Origin of the sequence: Enterovirga sp. (genome assembly GCF_035325185.1) — a bacterium.
Lineage (GTDB): Bacteria > Pseudomonadota > Alphaproteobacteria > Rhizobiales > Beijerinckiaceae > Enterovirga.
In genome coordinates, this window is record NZ_DAOLAJ010000045.1 from 1 (window position 1) to 21,549 (window position 21,549).

The 21,549-nt window shown below is 70.1% G+C and carries 21 protein-coding genes and 1 other RNA gene; 12 read left to right on the plus strand and 10 right to left on the minus strand.

The window, feature by feature from the left end:
- The 6 genes from PKD06_RS10615 to PKD06_RS10640 form a co-directional block, all read left to right on the plus strand.
- Positions 1-387, plus strand: a 387-nt coding sequence (locus PKD06_RS10615; RefSeq protein WP_324380147.1) for an ABC transporter permease subunit, incomplete at its 5' end; no start/stop codon positions are given.
- Between the two features lie 74 nt (positions 388-461).
- Positions 462-1,574, plus strand: a complete 1,113-nt coding sequence (locus PKD06_RS10620; RefSeq protein WP_324380180.1) for an ABC transporter permease — start codon at positions 462-464, stop codon at positions 1,572-1,574.
- 21 nt (positions 1,575-1,595) lie between these two features.
- Positions 1,596-1,865, plus strand: a complete 270-nt coding sequence (locus tag PKD06_RS10625) for a hypothetical protein (RefSeq protein WP_324380148.1) — start codon at positions 1,596-1,598, stop codon at positions 1,863-1,865.
- Positions 1,849-2,280 (plus strand): type II toxin-antitoxin system VapC family toxin, encoded by a 432-nt coding sequence (locus PKD06_RS10630; RefSeq protein ID WP_324380149.1) that lies wholly within the window; start codon positions 1,849-1,851, stop codon positions 2,278-2,280. The genes PKD06_RS10625 and PKD06_RS10630 overlap by 17 nt, the downstream gene beginning before the upstream one ends.
- Positions 2,281-2,290: 10 nt before the next feature.
- Positions 2,291-3,934 (plus strand): ABC transporter ATP-binding protein, encoded by a 1,644-nt coding sequence (locus tag PKD06_RS10635; protein ID WP_324380150.1) that lies wholly within the window; start codon positions 2,291-2,293, stop codon positions 3,932-3,934.
- Positions 3,931-5,172, plus strand: coding sequence for a phosphopentomutase (locus tag PKD06_RS10640; RefSeq protein WP_324380151.1), 1,242 nt, complete (start codon positions 3,931-3,933; stop codon positions 5,170-5,172). The genes PKD06_RS10635 and PKD06_RS10640 overlap by 4 nt, the downstream gene beginning before the upstream one ends.
- A 71-nt stretch (positions 5,173-5,243) precedes the next feature.
- Here PKD06_RS10640 and PKD06_RS10645 read toward each other — a convergent pair whose 3' ends face one another.
- Complete coding sequence (locus PKD06_RS10645; RefSeq protein ID WP_324380152.1) at positions 5,244-6,482, minus strand: FAD-dependent monooxygenase; 1,239 nt, start codon at positions 6,480-6,482, stop codon at positions 5,244-5,246.
- Positions 6,483-6,600: 118 nt separating this feature from the next.
- Between PKD06_RS10645 and ffs the strand changes: the two genes are divergently transcribed.
- The 4 genes from ffs to recR all read left to right on the plus strand — a co-directional run bounded on the left by ffs (position 6,601) and on the right by recR (position 9,660).
- Positions 6,601-6,697: signal recognition particle sRNA small type (ffs, locus tag PKD06_RS10650), an RNA gene on the plus strand.
- Positions 6,698-6,825: 128 nt separating this feature from the next.
- The gene (locus tag PKD06_RS10655; protein WP_324380153.1) at positions 6,826-8,643 is read left to right on the plus strand and encodes a DNA polymerase III subunit gamma/tau; all 1,818 of its coding nucleotides are present in this window, start codon (positions 6,826-6,828) and stop codon (positions 8,641-8,643) included.
- 86 nt (positions 8,644-8,729) lie between these two features.
- The gene (locus tag PKD06_RS10660; RefSeq protein ID WP_324380181.1) at positions 8,730-9,050 is read left to right on the plus strand and encodes a YbaB/EbfC family nucleoid-associated protein; all 321 of its coding nucleotides are present in this window, start codon (positions 8,730-8,732) and stop codon (positions 9,048-9,050) included.
- A gap of 4 nt (positions 9,051-9,054) precedes the next feature.
- On the plus strand, positions 9,055-9,660 hold the full coding sequence (gene recR, locus PKD06_RS10665) for a recombination mediator RecR (protein ID WP_324380154.1): 606 nt from the start codon (positions 9,055-9,057) through the stop codon (positions 9,658-9,660).
- 6 nt (positions 9,661-9,666) lie between these two features.
- On the opposite strand, the gene PKD06_RS10670 is transcribed toward recR, so the two are convergent.
- The 8 genes from PKD06_RS10670 to fabB all read right to left on the minus strand — a co-directional run bounded on the left by PKD06_RS10670 (position 9,667) and on the right by fabB (position 17,128).
- A complete protein-coding gene (locus tag PKD06_RS10670; protein ID WP_324380155.1) occupies positions 9,667-10,614 on the minus strand; it encodes a serine/threonine dehydratase in 948 nt (315 codons plus the stop codon).
- 11 nt (positions 10,615-10,625) lie between these two features.
- Complete coding sequence (locus PKD06_RS10675) at positions 10,626-11,519, minus strand: aldose 1-epimerase family protein (protein WP_324380156.1); 894 nt, start codon at positions 11,517-11,519, stop codon at positions 10,626-10,628.
- A 75-nt stretch (positions 11,520-11,594) separates the two neighbouring features.
- Positions 11,595-13,316 (minus strand): SulP family inorganic anion transporter, encoded by a 1,722-nt coding sequence (locus PKD06_RS10680; protein ID WP_324380157.1) that lies wholly within the window; start codon positions 13,314-13,316, stop codon positions 11,595-11,597.
- A gap of 74 nt (positions 13,317-13,390) precedes the next feature.
- Positions 13,391-13,642 (minus strand): helix-turn-helix transcriptional regulator, encoded by a 252-nt coding sequence (locus PKD06_RS10685; protein ID WP_324380158.1) that lies wholly within the window; start codon positions 13,640-13,642, stop codon positions 13,391-13,393.
- Between the two features lie 376 nt (positions 13,643-14,018).
- Positions 14,019-15,209 (minus strand): lytic murein transglycosylase, encoded by a 1,191-nt coding sequence (locus PKD06_RS10690; protein ID WP_324380159.1) that lies wholly within the window; start codon positions 15,207-15,209, stop codon positions 14,019-14,021.
- 105 nt (positions 15,210-15,314) lie between these two features.
- Positions 15,315-15,605, minus strand: coding sequence for a type II toxin-antitoxin system RelE/ParE family toxin (locus PKD06_RS10695; RefSeq protein ID WP_324380160.1), 291 nt, complete (start codon positions 15,603-15,605; stop codon positions 15,315-15,317).
- Positions 15,605-15,859 carry a type II toxin-antitoxin system ParD family antitoxin gene (locus PKD06_RS10700; RefSeq protein ID WP_324380161.1) on the minus strand — a complete coding sequence of 85 codons (255 nt, stop codon included), beginning with the start codon at positions 15,857-15,859 and terminating at the stop codon, positions 15,605-15,607. The genes PKD06_RS10695 and PKD06_RS10700 overlap by 1 nt, the downstream gene beginning before the upstream one ends.
- Before the next feature lie 45 nt (positions 15,860-15,904).
- Positions 15,905-17,128: a beta-ketoacyl-ACP synthase I gene (fabB, locus tag PKD06_RS10705; RefSeq protein WP_324380162.1), complete on the minus strand. Its 1,224-nt coding sequence runs from the start codon at positions 17,126-17,128 to the stop codon at positions 15,905-15,907.
- A 214-nt stretch (positions 17,129-17,342) separates the two neighbouring features.
- Here fabB and PKD06_RS10710 point away from each other — a divergent pair, with 214 nt between their 5' ends.
- Both PKD06_RS10710 and PKD06_RS10715 read left to right on the plus strand, forming a co-directional pair.
- A complete protein-coding gene (locus PKD06_RS10710; protein WP_324380163.1) occupies positions 17,343-17,906 on the plus strand; it encodes a GNAT family N-acetyltransferase in 564 nt (187 codons plus the stop codon).
- A 38-nt stretch (positions 17,907-17,944) separates the two neighbouring features.
- The gene (locus PKD06_RS10715) at positions 17,945-20,620 is read left to right on the plus strand and encodes an MMPL family transporter (RefSeq protein ID WP_324380164.1); all 2,676 of its coding nucleotides are present in this window, start codon (positions 17,945-17,947) and stop codon (positions 20,618-20,620) included.
- A 49-nt stretch (positions 20,621-20,669) separates the two neighbouring features.
- On the opposite strand, the gene PKD06_RS10720 is transcribed toward PKD06_RS10715, so the two are convergent.
- Positions 20,670-21,329, minus strand: coding sequence for a transglutaminase-like cysteine peptidase (locus tag PKD06_RS10720; protein ID WP_324380165.1), 660 nt, complete (start codon positions 21,327-21,329; stop codon positions 20,670-20,672).
- Positions 21,330-21,549 lie beyond the last annotated feature (220 nt).

Consider the following 21,549-nt stretch of genomic DNA (forward strand, 5'->3'; position numbering starts at 1 on the left):
GCCTTCGCCACCTCGACGCTGCTGACGAAGAACTCCTTCCTCGACGAGATCCGCAAGCAATACGTCCTGACCGCCCGGATGAAGGGCCTCTCGGAGCGGCAGGTGCTCTACGGCCATGTCTTCCGCAACGCCATGCTGATCATGGTAGCGGGCTTTCCGGCCGCCTTCATCGGCGCGTTTTTCGCCGGCTCCCTCCTGATCGAGCAGATCTTCTCGCTGGACGGGCTCGGGCTCCTGTCCTTCGAATCCATCGTCAAGCGCGATTATCCGGTCGTCTTCGCGACGCTCTACATCTTCTCGCTGGTCGGGCTCCTCGTGAACCTCCTCTCGGACATGATCTATACTTGGATCGATCCGCGCATCGATTTCGAGACGAGGGATTCGTGAGCGGCATCGTCCCGGCCGAACTGTCCCCCGTGCCTCCGCCTTCGCCCGCGGGCTCGGCGGATGCGCCGCCGCCCTTGGCCGAGGGCGGGCGCGTCTCGCCGCTCACCCGCCGGCGCTGGGCCAATTTCCGCGCCAACAAGCGCGGCTACTGGTCCTTCTGGATCTTCCTCCTGCTGTTCGGCCTCAGCCTCTTCGCCGAGGTGATCGCCAACGACCGGCCGATCGTCGCGAGCTACAAGGGCGAGTTGCTCTTTCCGATCCTGAAGGATTATCCCGAGGAGAAGTTCGGCGGCTTCCTCGCCTATACCGTCTTCCGCAATCCCGAGATCCGGAAGGAGATCGCCGAGCACGGCTGGGCGATCTGGCCGCCGATCCGCTTCTCCTACGACACCGAGCGCTCCTATCCGCCTGCCCCGGCCCCCGCGCCGCCGACCTGGAGCCTCGACGGGAAGCTATGCGCCGAGAGCCTGCGCCAGACCACGGGCCGGGAGGGCGGCACCTGTCGGGACATCGAATGGAACTGGCTCGGCACCGACGGCAACAACCGCGACGTGCTCGCCAACATCATCTACGGCTTCCGTCTCTCCGTCGTCTTCGCGCTGATCCTGACGGTCTTTTCCTCCGCCATCGGCATCCTGGCGGGGGCCGTGCAGGGCTATTTCGGGGGCTGGGTCGATCTTCTCTTCCAGCGCCTCATCGAGGTCTGGACGGCGGTGCCGGCGCTCTATCTCCTCATCATCGTCGCGGCCGTGCTGACGCCGAGCTTCTTCATCCTGCTCGGCATCCTGCTCCTGTTCTCCTGGGTGTCTCTGGTGGGGGTCGTGCGGGCGGAGTTCCTGCGGGCGCGGAATTTCGAATATGTCCGCGCGGCGCGGGCGCTCGGCCTCTCCAACGCGACCATCATGTTCAAGCACCTCCTGCCGAACGCGATGGTCGCGACGCTGACCTTCCTGCCCTTCCTCCTCAACGGCGCCATCGCGACCCTGACCTCGCTCGACTTCCTCGGCTTCGGCCTGCCGCTCGGCTCGCCCTCGCTCGGCTCTCTCCTGGCCCAGGGCAAGGAGAATCCCCAGGCCCCCTGGCTCGGCCTCACGGCCTTCGCGGTGGTCTCCGTCATGCTGAGCCTCCTCATCTTCACGGGCGAGGCAATCCGCGACGCGTTCGACCCGAGGAAGAGCTTCGGATAGGATGGGACGAAGGATGCGGCCATGAACAAGATCGTGCGGGAGCATTATCCGGTCTCGAAGCTGCCGGAGGACTTGCGGGCGGGGCTCGATCAGGTGGATTCGGTCCGCATCACCGTGGAGGTGCTGTCTCCCGCGGGGGGAGAAGACCGCCCCCTGACCCGCATCATGGAAGAAATGCGAGCCTGCCGCCGCTCCGATATCGACCCTGTCGGGCGGATTCGAGAGATTCGCGACGAATGGCATCGCAGGCAGGATTTGATTGAACGGATCAGACGTGGCACCCTCGAATAGTCCACGTCTCTACATTGATGCGAATGTCTTCATCTACGCGCTGGAGGTCGAAAGCGCGGAGGGAAACCTCGCGAGGCTCTGGCTGTCGCGCGTCGATCGAGGGGATGTTCCGGCCTTGACCAGCGAGCTGACGCTTCTCGAGGTGCCGCCGCATCCCATTGCGAAGCGCGACGGCCGTCTGGTCGACGGATACAAGCGCTTCCTGAGGGATCGGGACACGCTCCGGGTCGTGCCCGTCACCCTCGATATCCTTTATGGGGGGGCGGATCTCAGGGCCCTGCACCGAAGCGAGACGCCGGACGCCATTCATGCGGCAACGGCTCAATGGGGCAATTGCCCGGCCTTTCTCACCAACGACATCCGCATCAGGTTGCCAGCCGGCACGGTGCGGCGAGGCTTGAGCGATGTCGGGTGACGGCTTTCCGTTGACCGCCCCCCTCCTGTCCGTCCGCGACCTCTCGGTCGCCTTCCGCTCCCGCGGGCTGCGGGGCGAGACGATCGAGGCACTCGCCGTCGATCGCGTCTCCTTCGATGTCGCGGCGGGAGAGACGGTGGCGCTCGTCGGGGAATCGGGTTCGGGCAAGTCCGTCACCGCGCTTTCGATCCCGCGCCTCCTGCCCTATCCGGCGGCCCATCATCCCTCGGGGCGCATCCTGCTCGAGGGGCGCGACCTCCTCGCCGCGAGCGAGGAGGAGATGCGGCAGGTGCGCGGCGACGACGTCACCATGGTCTTCCAGGAGCCCATGACCTCGCTGAACCCGCTTCATACGGTCGAGACGCAGATCGGTGAGATCCTCGCCCTCCATCGCGGCCTCGATGCGCGTCGTGCGCGCGAGCGGACGCTGGAACTCCTGGAACTGGTCGGCATCCGCGAGCCGCAGACGCGCCTGTCCTCGTTTCCGCATCAGCTTTCCGGCGGCCAGCGCCAGCGGGTGATGATCGCGATGGCGCTGGCCAACGAGCCGAAGCTCTTCATCGCGGACGAGCCGACCACCGCCCTCGACGTCACCGTGCAGGCCCAGATCCTGGCGCTCCTCGCCGATCTGAAGGCGCGCTCGAACATGGCGATGCTCTTCATCACCCACGATCTCGGCATCGTGCGCCGGATCGCGGACCGGGTCTGCGTGATGACGAAGGGCCGGATCGTCGAGACGGGCCCGACCGCCGAGATCTTCGCCCGCCCGCGGCACGACTACACGCGGGCGCTGCTCGCGGCGGAGCCGAAGGGCCGCGCGAGCCCGGTCCCGGACGGCGCGCCGATCCTGCTGGAGGCGGGGCCGATCAAGGTCCATTTCCCGATCCGGCGCGGCTTCCTGCGGCGGACGATCGGCCACGTGAAGGCGGTCGACGGCGTCTCGGTGAGCCTGCGCGAGGGCGAGACGCTCGGGATCGTCGGCGAATCGGGTTCGGGCAAGACGACGCTCGGCCTCGCGCTCCTGCGCCTGACGCGCTCGGAGGGGCCGATCGTCGTCCTCGGGCGCGAGATCCAGGGGCTCGCGGCCAAGGCGCTTCGCCCGCTCAGGCGCGAGATGCAGATCGTCTTCCAGGATCCCTACGGCTCGCTCTCCCCGCGCCTGACGGTCGGGCAGATCGTGGAGGAGGGGCTGCTCGTCCAGCAGCGGCAGACCACGCGCGGGGAGAGGCGGGCCGTCGTCGCCGCCTCCCTCGCCGATGTCGGGCTCGACCCGGCCGCCATGGACCGCTACCCGCACGAATTCTCGGGCGGCCAGCGCCAACGCATCGCCATTGCCCGCGCCATGGTGCTGGAGCCCCGGCTCGTCGTGCTGGACGAGCCGACCTCGGCCCTCGACATGTCGGTCCAGGCGCAGATCGTGACGCTGCTGCGGCGTCTCCAGGCAGCGCGCAGGCTGGCCTATCTCTTCATCAGCCACGACCTGAAGGTCGTCCGCGCCCTCGCCAACCGCGTCCTCGTGATGCAGGACGGACGCGTCGTCGAAGAGGGGCCGACCGAGCGCATCTTCGAGGCGCCGGCCCGCGACTACACCAAGGCTCTCATCGCCGCCGCCTTCGCCCATGAGGCGGCCTCTGCCGGGACGGTCCGCCAATGACCCGTGCGCTTCTCGTCGTTCTTGATTCGGTCGGCATCGGGGGCGCCCCCGACGCTGCCGCCTATGACGATGTCGGGGCCGACACGGTCGGCCATATCGCGGAAGCTTGCGCGCGGGGGGAGGGCGACCGGCCGGGCCTGAGGCAGGGTCCTCTCGCGCTGCCGAACCTTGCCGGCCTCGGCCTCGGCCTCGCCTGCGAGGGCGCGGCGGGGCGTGTTCCTCCCGGGCTCGGGGCGCCCCCGGCCCTGCGGCGTGCCTGGGGCTTCGCCCGCGAGACGGCGCGGGGCAAGGACACGGTCTCGGGGCATTGGGAGATGGCCGGCCTGCCGCTGCTCTCGGGTTTCGGCTATTTCCCGGCGAGCTGCCCGGCCTTTCCTCCGGCGCTCACGCAGGCGCTGGTCGAGGAGGCGGGCCTGCCCGGCATTCTCGGCGACAGGCATGCCTCCGGCACGGCGGTTCTCGACGAGTTGGGCGAGGAGCATCTGCGGACGGGCAAGCCCATCTGCTATACCTCGGTGGACAGCGTCTTTCAGATCGCCGCCCACGAGGAGGCTTTCGGCCTCGCCCGTCTCTACGAGACCTGCCGGATCGCCCGGCGCCTCTGCGATCCGCTCCATATCGGGCGCGTCATCGCCCGGCCTTTTCTCGGCGCACCCGATACCGGCTTCGTCCGCACGCCGCACCGGCGCGACTTCGCCTTGCCGCCCCCCGGCGAGACGCTTCTCGACCGCGCCGCAGGGGCGGGCCGCGAGGTGGTGACCATCGGCAAGATCGGCGACATCTTCGCCCATCGCGGCACCGGGCGCGAGATCAAGACGGCGGATAACGAGGCGGGCATCCGGGCGATCCTCGAGACGATGCCGGCTCTCGCCGACGGCGGCTTCGCCTTCGCCAATCTCGTCGATTTCGACACCGAGTACGGCCATCGCCGGGACGTCGCCGGATATGCCGCCGCTCTCGAAGCCTTCGACCGGCGCCTGCCCGCGATCGCGGGCACGCTGCGGCCGGGCGACCTTGCGATCGTGACCGCCGATCACGGCAACGATCCGACCTTCCGCGGAACCGACCATACGCGCGAGCAGGTGCCGGTCCTCGCCTTCGGCCCCGGCCTCGCGCCCGGCTCTTTCGGGGCGCGCGAGAGCTATGCGGATATCGGCGCGACGCTCGCCGCCCATCTCGGCCTCCAGCCGCTCGGGGCGGGGGCGGCGTTCCCCCTCGTCATTCCCGGCGGCCCGTAGGCCGGAAAGGGAATCCAGGGCCGTGCGAGCCCTCCCGGATCCCCTTCCCCTCCGCACGGCGTGGGTTGGCGCTACAGCGCTTCCCCCCGCATCAGCCGGGGCGCGCGGGCGGTGGTTCCGGCGGCCTGCGCCGCGAAGAGGCCCTTCATCGCGGAGCGGTCGACGAGGCCGAGCCCGAGGTCGCGCAGCAGGCGGGTGGCCGTGCCGTCGCGCGAGAACAGCCGGTTGAGGCCGTCCGTCAGCGTCGCGAGCAGGACGGCATCGAGGCGGCGGCTGCGCTCATAGGCCCGCAGCACCTCCTCGCCGCCGGGATCGAGGCCGAGCCGCGCGGCATCGACCACCTGCTCGGCCAGGGCCGCGGCATCGGCGAGGCCGAGATTGAGCCCCTGGCCGGCGAGCGGATGGATCTGGTGCGCCGCGTCTCCGAGAAGAGCGAGGCGGGGCGCGACGAAGGCGCGCGCGAGCCCGACCGCGAGGGGAAAGCCGCCGAGCGGCGTCTCGCGCCGGATCTCGCCGAGATCGGGGCCGAAGCGCTCGGCCAGGGCCGCGTCGGCGGCCTCGGGATCGGCGAGGAGCGCGCGGGCGCGCCTCTCCTCCTCCGACCAGACGATGGAGGAGCGGTGCGGCAGGCTCCGGCCGGGCCCGGCGAGGGGCAGGATCGCGAAGGGGCCGGCGGGCAGGAAATGCTGGACCGCGACGCCCTCGTGGTCCCGCTCGTGCGCGACGGTTGCGACGAGGGCCGTCTGGCCGTAGCGCCGGCCGACCCAGCCGATCCCGGCGGCCTCGCGCAGGCGCGAGCGCGCGCCGTCGGCGGCCACCAGCAGCGAGGCCGTCTGCCGCCCGCCGGCGACATCGGCCTCGATTCGCCCGGCCGAGGCGGCGGCCTCCTCGACCGTCCCGGCCAGGATCGCGATTCCCGCCGTGCGGCAGGCGGCCTCGAGGGCACCCGCGATCGGGCCCGCTTCCAGCAGGAAGCCGAGCGTTTCGTCCTCGCGCGGACGGAAGCGGAGATAATCGGGGCGGATCGCGTCCCCGGGCCGGCTGTCGGTGATCCGCATGGCCGCAATCGGCTGGGCCTTCGGCGCGAGGTCTCTCCACAGGCCGAGCGCCTCCAGCATCGCCTGCGAGCCGGGGGAAATCGCATAGGCGCGCCGGTCCGCCGCGCCGCTTCCCGGCCGCGGCTCGGCGACGGTGACCGAGACGGCCGCGCCTGCGCCCTGGCGCAAAGCCAGGGCCAGGGCCAGGCTGGAGATGCCTCCGCCCGCGATCAGGATCCGCCAGGGGGGCGGAGAAGGCGATGCGACCGTCATGGAAGGGACGTCGCAACGGCGGCAGCCTACGTCAAGGCATGGCAGCCGCGGCCATGTGCATCGAGACTCGGCGCCGGCCGATCTTGTGTTGCGGCTTCCGAACGCGCATATCGAGGCCGGGAGGTTGGCGGGGGACGTTTCACTCGCCAACCGGGTCAGGTCCGGAAGGAAGCAGCCCTAACGAGACCGAGCGGGTCTTCGTCCAGCCTCCCACCCGGCCCGGTGTCCGGGCGCCAGCCCGGCATCCGGGCTCCATGCCCCTTGTCCGGGCTTCCTGCCGGCTCGCGGGATTTCGGCTTCCGGGACCGGCAGCACCCGGCAGATGGGGCGATCCGCATTATCGATGAGCGAGATTCGGGACGGCGAGCCTGCGGGCGGCGATGACGGTCAGGCGGGCTTTGCCGGTTTCGAGCCGCCCTCCGTCCCGCAGCCCGGCCATTATCGCGTCCTCGCCCGCAAATACCGTCCGCAGAGCTTCGCCGACCTGATCGGCCAGGAGGCGATGGTGCGGACCGTCCGCAACGCCTTCGCCTCGGGCCGCATTCCGCAGGCCTGGATGCTGACGGGCGTGCGCGGGGTCGGCAAGACGACGACCGCGCGCATCCTCGCCCGCGCCCTCAACTACGACACCGGCGCGCCGGGCGCGGGCCCCTCCATCGACATGCCGGATCTCGGCATCCATTGCCGGGCGATCATGGAATCGCGGCACATGGACGTGCTGGAGATGGACGCCGCCTCCCATACCGGCGTCGAGAACATCCGCCAGATCACGGACGGGGTCCGCTACGGGCCGAGCGAGGCGCGCTACAAGGTCTATATCATCGACGAGGTGCACATGCTCTCGCCGGCGGCCTTCAACGCCTTCCTGAAGACGCTGGAAGAGCCGCCGCCACACGCGAAATTCATCTTCGCGACGACCGAGATCAGGAAGGTCCCGGTCACGATTCTCTCGCGCTGCCAGCGCTTCGACTTGCGCCGCGTCGAGAGCGGCACGCTGATCGCCCATCTCGGCCGCATCTGCGCCGCAGAGAAGGTCGAGGCGGAGGCCGCCGCGCTCGCCGCCATCGCCCGCGCGGCCGAGGGCTCGGTGCGCGACGCGCTCTCGCTGCTCGACCAGGTGGTCGCGCACGGGGCCGGGCAGGTGAGCGAGGAGGGCGTGCGCGGCATGCTCGGCCTCGCCGACCGCGCCCAGGTGGTCGACCTGTTCGAGGCGGTGATGCGGGGCGACGTGCCGGCCGCCTTCGCGCTGCTTCGCGCGGGCTATGATTCGGGAGCCGATCCGCGCCAGATGCTGGAGGATCTCGCCTCCTTCACCCATCTCGTGACCCGGATGAAGATCGTGCCCGAGGCCGGCGACGATCCCGGCCTCGCGGAGGCCGAGCGGGTCCGCGGGCGCGATTTCGCCGCGAGGCTTGGGGTGCGGGCGCTCTCCCGCGCCTGGCAGATCCTGCTCAAGGCGGTGCCGGAGGTCGGCGCGGCGCAAAGGCCGCTCGCGGCGGCCGAGATGGCGCTCGTGCGCCTCGCCTATGCCGCCGACCTGCCGAGCCCCGACGAGATCCTGCGCAGCCTGCGGGGCGAAGGCGCGCCGGCGGCCCCCGCCGGCGGCCCCTCGCGGCCCCTGCCGGGCGGCGGGGCGGCCCTGGCCGTGGCCCGGCCCGTGCCTCAGGCCGTCGAGCCTTCCGCCCGGCTCGATCCGACCCCGGCACCCGCCTCGCAGGCGTCGGGTCTCGTGCTTCGCCGTTTCGAGGATGTGGTGGCCCTGGCCGGGGAGAGGCGGGACGTCCGTCTCAAGACGGCGCTCGAGCGCGACGTGCGGCTCGTCCATTTCGAGGAGGGCCGCATCGAGATCGCGCTGACGGAGGCGGCTTCGTCCGGCCTTCCGGGCGAGCTTTCGAAGGCTCTCCAGGACTGGACCGGGCGGCGCTGGATGGTCGGGCTTTCGAAGGAGGCCGGGCAGCCGACCATCGCCGAGGAGCGTCGGCGGCGCGAGAGCGAGAGGCGTCAGGACGCGGTCGGCCATCCCCTGGTCCAGGCGGTGCTCCAGAGCTTTCCCGGCGCGCAGGTGGTGGATGTGCGCGAGCGCCCTCCCGAGCCGGCGGAGGAGCCGCATCCCGATCCCGGGCCCGCCGATGACGGCGAGCGGGACGACGACGAGATCTGAGGCGCAGCCTCTGGAGCATGATCCCGAAAAGTGGATGCCGGTTTTTGGAAAAGATCATGCTCAAGCAAAAGGTGTTGGAGGACGAGATGAAGGACATCATGGGGCTGATGAAGCAGGCTCAGGGCCTGCAAAAGAAAATGGCCGATGCCCAGGCCGAGCTGGATACGCTCGAAGTCGAGGGCGTATCGGGCGGCGGCGTCGTGAAGGTGGTCTCGACCGCGAAGGGCGTGGTCAAGGCTATCTCGATCGACGCCTCCCTCATGGTGCCGGACGAGAAGGAGATCCTGGAGGATCTCGTCATCGCGGCCCTCAACGACGCCCGCGGCAAGGCCGAGCGTCTCGTCGCCGAGAAGATGGGGCAACTCACCGCCGGCCTGCCGCTGCCGCCCGGCCTCAAGCTGTTCTGAGCCGATGGCGCAGGGCATTGCGGGGCCGGAGATCGAGCGGCTGATCCAGCTTCTCGCCCGGCTGCCGGGCCTCGGCCCCCGTTCCGCCCGCCGGGCCGCGCTGCATCTCATCGCGCGGCGCGAGCAATTGCTGAGCCCGCTCGCCGATGCGATGGCGGTGGCGCGCGAGCGGATCGCCGTCTGCTCGACCTGCGGCAATCTCGATACGAGCGATCCCTGCACCATCTGCCGCGACCCGAGCCGCGATCCTGCGATCCTTGTCGTGGTCGAGGGCGTCTCGGACCTCTGGGCGCTGGAGCGCGCGGGGGCGGTGAGGGCCGGCTATCATGTCCTCGGCGGGGTGCTCTCGCCCCTCGACGGCGTGCGGCCGGAGCATCTGTCGCTCGACCGGCTCGTCGCCCGCGCGGCGAAGCCCGAGACGCGCGAATTGATCCTCGCCCTCTCGGCCACCGTCGACGGCCAGACGACCGCCCATTACGTGACCCAGCTCGTCTCCCATCTTCCCGTCCGCGTGACTCGCCTCGCCCATGGCGTGCCGATCGGCGGGGAGCTGGATTATCTCGATGAGGGAACGCTCACGGCCGCCCTCAGGCAGCGCACGCCGCTATAGGGCCTTTCAGGCCAGAGCCGCGAGGCCCTCGGCATCGACATTCGCGCCGCAGACGAGAACGCCGATCCTCTCGCCGGAAGCCGGCCTGTAGGCGCCGCACAGAAGGGCGGCGAGGGCGGCCGCTCCGCCGGGCTCGACCGCGATCCGGCACTCGCGCCAGAGCGCCCGCCGCGCTTCGACGATCGCAGCATCCGGCACGAGCGCGACATGATCCACCGTCTCCCGGCAGATGCCGAAGACGAGATCGCCGACATTGCTGGCGCCGAGCGAATCGGCGGCGATCGATTCGACCGGCACGTCCACCGGGCCTCCGGCCGCGAGCGCCGCATGGAGCGCGCAGGATCCCTCCGGCTCGACCGCGACCACCCGCTTGCCCCTGCCCGCCCAGAAGGAGGCCATGCCCGCGACGAGCCCCCCGCCGCCTGACGCCACGAGGATCGTGTCGAGGTCGGGCTCGTCCTCGTCCCATTCGAGCGCCACGGTGCCCTGGCCCGCAATGGTTCCGGCCGCCGCGAAGGGATGGACGCGGAGCGCGCCGCTCGCCGCCACATGGCGATCGCAGGCCTCCTGCGCATCGGCATAGCGCGCGCCGCCGATCACGACCTCCGCGCCTTGCCGGCGGATCGCCTCGATCTTCGCCGGGCTGGAGATCGCGGGAACGAAGATGCGTGCCGCATGGCCGAGCCGCCGGGCCGCATAGGCGACGGCCGCACCGTGATTGCCGCCCGAGGCCGCTGCGACCCCCGCCGCCGGCACGGTCTCCGACAGCATCGTGTTGAAGGCGCCCCGCGTCTTGAACGAGCCGGCATGCTGGAGGAATTCGAGCTTGAGGCTCAGCCGGCCCGGCAGCCCGAAGGTGTCCGGGCCCGGCCGCAAGACGGGCGTGCGCCGGATGCGACCGGCGATTCGCGCATGGGCGGCGGTGATCGTCTCGCGGGGGAGGGGGGCGGCCATGTCGCTCGTCCTCACTTGCCCTGGCGTGGCGGCGACCAGGTCATCCTGGCCTGGTGGCTCGCGCTCTCGCCGGGCTTGAGGAAGGTCATGGAGGCGCGGTCGGCGAGGCGGCCGGAGGCATCCTCCCAATCGGCATGAGCGCTCCAGGCTTCGAGCGAGAGAAAAGGCGCGTCGGGTTTCGACCAGACGGCGAGATGGGGCAGGCCCTCGCAGGACAGGCGGATCGCGCCGCCGCTCGGCCCGGCAAAGGCGAGGCCGTGGCTCTGCGCGTCGAGGAAGACCAGCGCCTCGGCGAAGAGATCCGGCGAGAGGGGCAGGATGTTGTCCTGGAGCGGCACGCGGCGGGTCTTGCGCGACAGCAGTCCGCCCGGCGCGATCTCGGGAACCTTCGGGATTTCCGGCTTGTCGAAGAGGACGCGATGACCCTCCTTGCCGCCGCCGTCGAGCGGCCAGGGAAAGGCGGGATGGACGCCGAGCCCATAGGCCATGATCTCCTGGCCCCGGTTGGTGACGGTAAAATCCTGCACGAGGCTGTCCGCCGTCAGGGAGACCGCGATCTCGAGGGCGAAGCGATAGGGATAGGCGGCCAGCGTTTCCTTGCTGTCGGTCAGTTCGAGGCGTGCGGCGGCCTCGCTCCGCTCGACGAGGCGGAAAGTGCTCGTGCGGGCGAAGCCGTGCTGGGGCATGGGATGGTCCTTGCCCCCGACCCGGATGACGCCGCCCTTCGAGGCGCCGACCAGCGGGAACAGGATCGGCGCGCGATAGGACCAGTGGGCCGGATCGCCCTGCCAGAGCAATTCGCGATCCGCGATGCGCCAGGAGAGCGGCTCGGCGCCCCGGAGCGCGATCGTGGCCCGGGCCGCCCCCGCGGCAAGCTCGATGGTTTCGGCGGAGGAATCTGTCATCGGCGCTCCAGCATGGACGGCGCCCGGTCTTCCCGCTTTCGCGGCCGGATGCAAGCGCGAGCCCGGTCGGGCCGCTCAGCCGGCCGGCTCGGCGGCGGGTGCTTCGTCGAGCTTCTCGCGGAGCATGGCGACGGCATCGGCCACCTTTTCCCTGAAATGCACGCGCGGCGGCTTCACGCCGTGCAGCAGCAGGACGCGGCGGACGGCCTGGTTCGCGCCCGCGATATAGACGGCGACGCGGCGGCGGCCCGCCTTGCGCACGAAGCCCTCGATGGTCGCCGCTCCCGTCGAGTCCAGGAAGGGGACCGAGGAGAGGTCGATGACATAGGCTTTCGGATGCTCGCCGATCCGGTCGAGCGCGGTGCCGACAGCCGAGGCCGCGCCGAAGAAGAACGCCCCGGAAATGCTCACCACCATGACGTCCGTGCTCGCGGGGCCGCCATAGGCGGGGCGCCCGCCTTCCGAGCTGGGCAGGTCCGGCCTGTCCTCGTCGATCACCGATTGGCCGGTCTCGATCTCCACCTCCCGCGCCATGCGGTGCAGGAACAGGAGCGCGGAGAGGGCGAAGCCGACCAGGATGCCCTCCGTCAGGTCGCGGAAGATCACGAGGAGGAAGGTCACGAGCAGCACGGCCGCGTCGCCCCGCGAGGTCCGCAGAAGGGCGGCGAATTCGTGCTTCTCGGCCATGTTCCAGGCGACGACCGCGAGCACGCCCGAGAGCGCCGCGAGCGGGATGTAGGAGGCGAGCGGCGCCGCCACGAGAATGAAGGCCAGGAGGAAGACCGAATGCAGCATGCCCGCGACCGGCCCGCGCGCGCCCGAGCGGACATTGGTCGCGGTGCGGGCGATGTTGCCTGTCACGCAGAAGCCGCCGAACAGGGGCGAGGCGATGTTGGCGAGCCCCTGCGCCACCAATTCGCAATTCGAGCGGTGCCGTCGCCCGGTCATCGAATCGGCGACGACCGCCGAGAGCAGGCTCTCGATGCAGCCGAGAAGGGCGAACGAGACCGCGCTCGGCAGCATCTCGACGATCCGGGCCGGGGAGAGGTCCGGCAGGTGCGGCGTGGGCAGGCTCTGCGGGATGCCGCCGAACCGCGTGCCGATGGTCTCGATGGAGAGGCCCAGCGCCGTGGCCGCGACGGAGGCCGCTCCGACCGCGATGATGAAGGCCGGCCAGTGGGGGCGGTAGCGCCGGATGAGGACGATCAGCCCGATCGTCGCGGCGGCGACGGCGACCGCGGCAGGGGTCGCGGTCGGGAGCGCCGCGGCGATCGCCTGGAGCTTCGGCAGGAGGGGACCCGGCTCCTTGTCGAGGGCGAGGCCGAGCAGCTCCTTGAGCTGGCTCGCGAAGATGATGACCGCGATCCCCGCCGTGAAGCCGACCGTCACGGGATAGGGGATGTACTTGATGAAGGTGCCGAGCCGCAGGAGCCCGATCGCCGACAGCATCAGGCCGGACAGGAAGGTCGCGAGAAGCAGGCCGTCGAGGCCGTGCTGGGCGATGGTCGCCGAGACGAGGACGATGAAAGCCCCCGCCGGCCCCCCGATCTGGAACCGGCTGCCCCCCAGCGCCGAGACGATGAAGCCGCCGATGACCGAGGTATAGAGCCCCCGGTCGGGGGTCGTGCCCGAGGCGATGGCGATCGCCATCGAGAGCGGCAGCGCCACGATGGCGACCGTGAGGCCGGCGATGGCGTCGGCCTTGAAGCTCGCGAGGCTGTAGCCTTCCCGCAGGACGGTGAGGAGCTTGGGGGTATAGAGTTCGACGAAATTCGTCTTCGCGGTCGCGGCGGCCATGGTCCGTCTTCCTGATCCCCGTGGGGAAGGGAGTCGCGGACGGCGCGGGCCGGCCGCGGCGTTCTCGGAAAGGGTCAGGGCGGCGCCTTGAGCCGCACCCCGCGGCCGCGGCCCGTGCTCGCGGCATTGTCGCCGATCAGTTCGATCCCGGCCCGGTCCAGCGCCTCGACAACCTTGGTGAGGGATTCGATCACGCCTCGGACATTGCCGTCGCTGCTCTCCATCCGCTGGATCGTCGGCACCGAGACGCCCGACATCTCGGCCAGCCTGCGCTGGTCGATCCCGAGCAGGGCGCGCGCGGCGCGCATCTGGGCGGCGGTCATCATGGGCAAGATCACATGCCGAATGGGACGATGAATATGCGTCGCATCATAATTGATGTCCAGGACATCATGATTGCTTTTTATGATGCACAGACCCGCGCCGCCCTTTCCCTCCCCCCACGAAGTGGTGGGGAGGGTCGAGTCGCGCCGAAGGCGCGACCGGGGTGGGGGGCGCCGACGCGAGCACCCGGCCGGGAAGAAAGGCGTCGAGCCCCCCGCCCGGCTCGGCCTTCGGCCGAGTCCGCCCTCCCCACCGCAAGCGGGGGGAGGATGGAGCAGGCGGCTATCGCCATGCGTGAATCCGATAGCCGCTGCGCTCCGGACGGGATGTCGGGAAAGAGCCTTTCTCCCGCTCGCCCTGGACGCGGGAGAAGAGCGCTCAGCCTCTGCGCAGCGCGTTCAGAACCTTGCCGCCGGGGCGGCCGGTGGGGGTCATGCCGAGGCGGCGCTCGACGTCCTTGATGGCGTCGCGCGTCTTCTGGCCGATGCGCCCGTCCGGCTCGCCGATGTCGTAGCCGCGCCGGGACAGCAGCACCATCAATTCGCGCCGCTCCTCGCGGGTGAGGCCGGGATCGTCCGTGGGCCAGGCGCCCTGCACGCCGGGGCCGCCCCGCAGGCGGTCCGACAGGATCGAGATGGCGAGGCCGTAGGATTCGGCGCCGTTATAGGAATAGACGACGTCGAAATTCCGCGTCACGAGGAATCCCGGCCCGTTCCGGCCGGCAGGCATGATCAGCCCGGCCGGGTAGTTGCCCGAAAGCGGGCGGCCGTCGGCGCGGGTGACGCCCGCGGCGGCCCAGGCCGAGAGCGGCTTCTTGGCCTTGCGCCCACCCGGCGCGACACCCGGCGGGACGCGGACCTCGAAGCCCCAGGGCAGGCCGCTCACCCAGCCGCCCTTGCGCAGGAAATTGGCCGTCGAGCCGAGGGCGTCGGCGGCCGAATCCACGATGTCGCGCCGCCCGTCCCCGTCGAGATCGACCGCGAGGCGGTGGAAGGTCGAGGGCATGAACTGCGTCTGGCCGAAGGCCCCCGCCCAGGAGCCGTTCAGCCGCGAGGGATCGATGTCGCCGTTCTGGATGATCTTCAGCGTCGCGACCAGCTCGTCGCGGAAATAGTCCCGGCGGCGCGGGGCGTAGCAGGACAGCGTCGTCAGCGACTGTACGAGGGGGCGTCCGCCGAGATCCTTGCCGAAATTCGACTCGACCCCCCAGACGCCGGCCACCACGTAGCGGTCCACCCCGTAGCGGCTCTCGGCCGCGGCGAGCGCGCTGCCCCAGCGGCGCATGGCCGCCCGCCCGTCCGCGACCCGCTCGTCGTCGACGAGCATGGCGAGATAGTCCCAGATCGGCGTCTTGAATTCGGGCTGGTTGTTCATCAGCTCGATGACCTTGAGGTCCGGCTGCACCCGCGCCGCGGTCGCGTCGAAGACCTGGCCCGAGATGCCCTTGCCCGCCGCATAGCCCTTGAGGCTCGCGAGGCACGCCCCGTAATCCGCCCGCGCCTCCATCGCCGCGCCGGTGCCGATCGCGGCGGCGAGCAGAAAACCGATGGATCGACCGATGGGTCTCATGGCGAAGCCTCCCGAACCCGCCCGATTGTCGGGATCGTGGTTAAGGGGAGATTAACAAGGAGGGCGCCGGAGGCGTCCCGCGGCTTCGGAGCGCAGCCGGCGCTCTCAGCCGAGGATGTTCTCGACATCCCTGTGGCCGTCGAGGACGCGCGCGATTTCAACCTCGATTTCAATAGTTCTATAAACCACGAGATAGCGCTTTCGGATCGTCCAGAAACGCACGGGCCTAGCTGTGAGATCTTCACGGATATGCCCAAGGCTCGGCATATCGGCGAGCAGCGCGAAGGCAGCAAAGAAATCAGCCATCAGCCGCCGAGCCGCTGCAGGACTCTCCAGGGAGGCGCCAATATGTTCGATATCGTATGCTGCTTCAGGCGCGAAACGATATCGGGCCATCAGCCTGTCGAACCGAAGCGCGCCATCATGCGGGCGCGCACGATTTCTCCGTCGATGCCTTCACCGCGATCGAGCTGGTCGAGCCCGACCTGGATCAGGGCATCCAGCTCGTCCCGGCGGCGGGAGCGCTCAACCTCGGCCGCGAAGAGCAGCCGCAGCCCCTCGCGCACGACCTCGCTCGGGCTCTCGTAGAGGCCCGACGCGACCTTCTCGGCGATCCGCCGCTCGAGTTCCGGCGTGAGCGAGACATCCATCCGAACTCTCCTATCGCGCCGACGACAGCAGGGCCGGCATCCCGCTCACGCGTCGACGTGCTTCATCACGATGGTCGCGTTGGTGCCGCCGAAGCCGAAGGAATTCGACATGACGCAGCCGAGCCTCGCGGCGTCGATCCGCTTCCTCACGATGGGCATGTCGGCGAAGAGGGGATCCAGCTCCTCGATATTGGCGCTCTCGCAGATGAAGCCGTTGCGCATCATCAGGAGCGAGTAGATCGCCTCCTGCACCCCCGTAGCGCCGAGCGAATGGCCGGTGAGCGACTTCGTGGCGGCGATGGGAGGGCACTTGTCACCCGTGCCGAAGACCTCCCGGATCGCCTCGATCTCCTTTTCGTCGCCGACCGGAGTCGAGGTGGCGTGGGGGTTGATGTAGTCGACCTTCGGCCCGACGCCCTGGAGCGCCATCCTCATGCAGCGGATCGCGCCCTCGCCGGAGGGGGCCACCATGTCGTAGCCGTCCGAGGTTGCGCCGTAGCCGGCGATTTCCGCATGGATATGCGCGCCGCGCGCCCGGGCATGCTCCAGCTCCTCGAGCACGAGGACGCCGGCGCCGCCCGCGATCACGAAGCCGTCGCGGTTCCTGTCATAGGCGCGCGAGGCGCGCTCGGGCGTGTCGTTGTATTTCGAGGACATCGCGCCCATGGCGTCGAAAAGGACCGAGAGCGTCCAGTCGAGATCCTCGCACCCCCCGGCGAAGATGACGTCCTGCTTGCCGTGCTGGATCAGCTCGTAGGCGTTGCCGATGCAATGGTTCGAGGTCGCGCAGGCGGAGGAGATGGAATAGTTCACGCCCTTGATCTTGAACCAGGTCGCGAGGGTCGCCGAGGCCGTCGAGGACATCGCCTTCGGCACCGCGAAGGGGCCGACGCGCTTCGGGCCCTTGGTCTCGGCGATTGCAGCCGCCTCGACGATGGTGCGGGTCGAAGGCCCGCCCGATCCCATCACGATGCCGGTGCGCTCGTGCGAGACATCACCCGCCTCGAGGCCCGAATCGCGGATCGCCTGGTCCATGGCGACATGGTTCCAGGCCGTGCCGCCGCCGTGGAAGCGCATGGCGCGCCGGTCCACCATCTCCTCCACGTTGATGCGGGGGGCGCCGTGCACCTGGCAGCGGAAGCCGATCCGGGCATAATCCTCGGCCCGCCCGATGCCCGATCTCGCCTCGCGCAGGGAGGCGAGCACCTCCTGCGTGTTGTTGCCGATGGACGACACGATGCCCATCCCGGTCACGACGACCCGCCTCATCCACCACTCCCCCGGCCTTGCCGCATCACCTAAGCGCAGCGGGGCCGTTTCTCAACGTCGGACTCCGCCCGGCTTCGCGCAATGTGGCCAATCCGGGCGCGGCAGCATAAAGCCTAACGGCGTGAACCCCAATCGACGAGAGACGTCCTTGCTCGCACGCCCGTTCCGACCGAGCCCGGCGCGCCCGGCGGCGAGTTCGCCCCGGGACGGGATCGTGGATCTGCCGCCCGGCAAGATCGCGGCGATCGCGACCTATCTCGAGCTTCGCGCGCCCCCCGAGGGGGATGCCGTCCCCTTCGAGGGTCGCCTCGAGAGGATCACGGACGACCTGCGGCGCTATCGCGCACTCTATGCGCGAATCGGCGAGCCGTGGCTCTGGTTCACCCGCGCCGTCCTGGACGACGCGGCGCTCGGCCGAATCATCGCCCATCCGCAGGTCGAGGCTCTCGCGCTCGCCGGCGAGGAGGGGGACAGGGCGCTGGTCGAGCTGGATTTCCGCCGGCCGGGGGAATGCGAGCTGGTCTTCTTTGGCCTCGTCCCCGAAGCCTGCGGCAGGGGGGTCGGAACCCGGCTCCTGCGCGAGGCCCTGCGCCGGGCCTTCGCGCGGCCGGTCTCGCGGATCTGGCTTCACACCTGCACGCTGGACCACCCGGCGGCGTTGCCCCTCTATCTGAAGGCCGGGTTCCGGCCCTATCGCCGGGCGGTCGAGATCGCCGACGATCCGCGTCTCGGCGGCCACCTGCCGGAGACGGCGGCGCCGTTCTTTCCGATTCTCTGATCGGCCGGGCGGTCGCGCAACACAGGTGCAGGGACGTCGTGCCGTCAGCTTCCCCCCCCGAGCAGGTGAGGTCCGATCCGCGCGCCGAGGAGCCGAGCCGCCTCGGGGAGGCGCTCGTCGCCGCCTCGATCCGCCGTCCCTGGCTGGTGGCGGCGGCGGCTTTGCTGCTGACCCTGCTCGCCGCCTACGTGACGGCGACGCGCTTCGCCATCACCACCCAGACCAGCCAGCTCATCGACACGCACGACGCCTGGGCGCGCAACAACATCGCCTTCGACCGGGCCTTCCCGCACCTCACCAACCTGATCGTCGCGGTCGTCGACGGCGAGACGCCGGAACTGGCCGAGAGAGGGGCCGCCACCCTTCTCGCGGCCCTGCGGGAAGGCGGCACGCGCGGGATCACCTCGGCCTGGAGGCCGGACGGGGGGCCGTTCTTCGATCGCAACGGCCTTCTCCTGCTGCCGCTGGAGGAAGTCCGCAAGACGACGGAGGGCCTGCTCGCCCAGCAGGAAATGCTGCTCGCGCTCTCGGGCGATCCGAGCCTGCGCGGCCTCCTGCGGCTGATCCAGCTCGGCGCCGACCGGAACGCGCTCGGCGCCAGCGGCCGCCTCCTGGACCGGCTGACCGCCGTGATCGACAAGGTGCTGAAGGGCGAGCGGGCCTCGCTGTCCTGGCAGTCGCTCCTCTCCGGCGAGGACCCGCAGCCGCAGGACCTGCGCCGCTTCGTGCTGATCGATCCCCATCTCGACTACGGGGCGATGGAGCCCGCCGCCGTGCCGATCGCCGGGATCAGGCGCGCCGCGGCCGAGCACGGGCTCACGCCGGACCGGGGCATCCGCGTGCGCCTCACGGGCGCGGCCCCGCTGGCGGATGAGGAATTCGGCACGGTCAGCAACGGCGCTCCCCTGCATCTCGGGCTCAGCGCGGTCGCGATCGCCGCCATTCTCTTCTTCGCCCTGAGGTCGGGCCGCGTGATCGCCGCGGTGCTGCTCACCACCTTCGTCGGGCTGATCCTCACCATCGCGATCGGCCTTCTGATGGTCGGGCGCTTCAACGTCATCTCGGTCTCGGTCGCAGCGCTGTTCCTCGGCCTGGGAGTGGATTTCGGCATCCAGGTCGCGGTGCGCTACCGCGACGAGCGCCACAGGCTGGACGACGTCGCCGAGGCCCTGCGGCGCGCGGGCCGGGGGATCGGATGGTCGCTGACGCTCGCGGCGCTCTCGCTGCTCGCGGGGTTCTTCTCCTTCCTGCCCACCTCGTTCAAGGGCGTGTCGGAACTCGGCCTCATCACCGGCGTCGGCATGATCGTGGCGTTCCTGTCGAGCCTGACCCTGCTGCCGGCCCTGATCGCCCTGATGCGCCCGCCCGGCGAGCCCGACACCGTCGAAAGCCCCTGGCTCGCCTCCATGGACCATTGGATCCTGGCGCATCGCAAGCTCGTGATCGGGGTGTCGATGCTGCTGGTGGCGGCCGGCATCCCCTTCCTGCTCAGGATCGAGTTCGACGCGAACCCGATGCATCTGCGCAGCGAGGCCACCGAGGGCGTCGCCACCTTCCTCGACCTCACCCGCACGCCAGGACAGACGCCGAACACGATTTCCGTCCTCGCGCCGTCCCGCGAGGCCGCCCGCGTGCTGGCGGAGAAGATCGCGGCCCTTCCCGAGGTCGAGCGGGTCGCGACGCTCGCCGATTTCGTGCCCGCCGACCAGCAGGCGAAGCTGGCCCTCGTGCGCGAGACGGCCGAGGAATTCGCCGCGCTCCTGGAGGCACCGCCGCCAGCGCCTCCCCCGACGGATGCCGAGATCGTCGCCGCGCTGAAGCGGACGGCGGCCTCCCTGCGCAAGGGCGATCCCGGCCCGGACGATCCGAAGGCGCGGCTTGCCGCCGCCCTCTCGCAGCTCGCCGCGGCGACGCCCGGGATGCGGGCCGCGGCGGCCGAGGCCCTGGTCGGTGGGCTCCCGGCTCTGTTCGAGAGGCTGCGCCTCCTGCTTTCGCCGGAGCCGATCACGCTGGAGAGCCTGCCCGCGGATCTGCGCCGCGACTGGATGTCTCCCGGCGGGAAGGTACGGATCGAGGTCGTCCCCAGGGGGGATGCCAACGACAATGCCGTCCTCGAGAGCTTCAGCGATGCGGTGAGGACCGTGACGCCGAACGTCTCCGGTCCGCCGATCGAGGTGGTGGAGGCCGCGCGCGTGATCGCGCGAGCCTTCGTGATCGCGGGCTCGCTCGCCTTGCTCGCGATCTTCGTCATCCTCTCCGTGGCTTTGCGCAACGTCTTCGACGTCGCCCTGACGCTCGGCCCCCTCGTGATCGCGACGCTGCTGACGCTGGAGACGGCCTATCTGCTCGGCATGCCGCTCAATCTCGCCAACATCATCGCGCTGCCGCTGATGCTGGCGGTGGGCGTCAATTTTCACATCTACTACATGATCGCCTGGCGGAACGGCGTCGTCGACATGCTGGCGTCCAGCCTCACCCGCGCGATCTTCTTCTCCTCGCTCGTCACGGGCATCGCCTTCGGCAGCCTGTGGCTCTCGGAGCATCCCGGCACGGCCAGCATGGGCAAGCTGCTCACGATCTCGCTGGTCTTCACGCTGCTCGCCGCCTTCGTGGCGGTGCCGGCCTTCCTCGGGCCCCCGCGAAGGCGGCAGGGACTGGAGGAGACGACGGCACCCGCCGGGGCAAGCCCGGAGCCGGCGCGGCCGGCTGAATGAACGGCGATGTCCTCGACCCGGTCGCAGGACGCGCTGTCGTCCCCGGCCCTTACTGGTTCGCGGTCGTGACGGGGGAGGAGAGGTCGCCCAGCGAGACCCAGGACCGGCTGTCCTGACCTTCGCGCTTGACGAAGATGTAGCCGGTCTGGTGCCAGGGCAGGATGCTGTCCCGCTTGTTGTCCAGGATCAGCTCGCCTTCGCTCGTGCGCACCATGAGGACGGCATGGCCCTCGCCCTGCTCGTCGATGACGACGGTCATGCGCAGGGCGCGCTTGGGCACGCCGTATTGCTCGACGAGGATCTTGCGCTTGAGAAGCTGGATGTCCTCGCAATCGCCGCGTCCGTCGGTCGGCAGGTCCCAGCGGTCGATCACGCCCCAATGATCCTGGTCGGTGGTGGGCTTCACCGTCGTGTTGACCTTGCGATTGACCGCGTTGAGCGTCCGCCAGAGCTTGGCGTTCAGCGTGATCGAGGCCGGCTCGGCGGTGTTGACGTCGCATTCGCCGGTGTAGCGCTCGCAGAACGCGCTCCACGCCTTGACCGGCCGGGCGGGGCCCGTGACTTCGAGGCGGCCGACGCTGCCCGTCTTCGGAAGCGAGGCGTAGGTCTGGGCCTCGGCGGCGGCAGAGAAGAGGAGGAGGGCCGCGCCCGCCGCCAGGGTCCACGTGCGAGCCAGCCCGCGCACCTTATCGGCCCCCATCGTCTTCATGCCCCACCGCCGCGCTTAACTCTTCATTAACGCTCTCATGGCGGCTGCCGAAGCTCAAGCGGCAAGGTAAATCTTCGTTAACGTCCGAGGCGAAGTGTTGTCCCAAAGCCGCTGCTTTGTGGCGGATTCGGCGTCGTCCCGAGGGGGCCTCCCCTGGCGAAGGCCGCCGCCGCGTTAAGATTCGGGGCGAAATCCGGCCTCTCAAAAAAAACGGGACCGA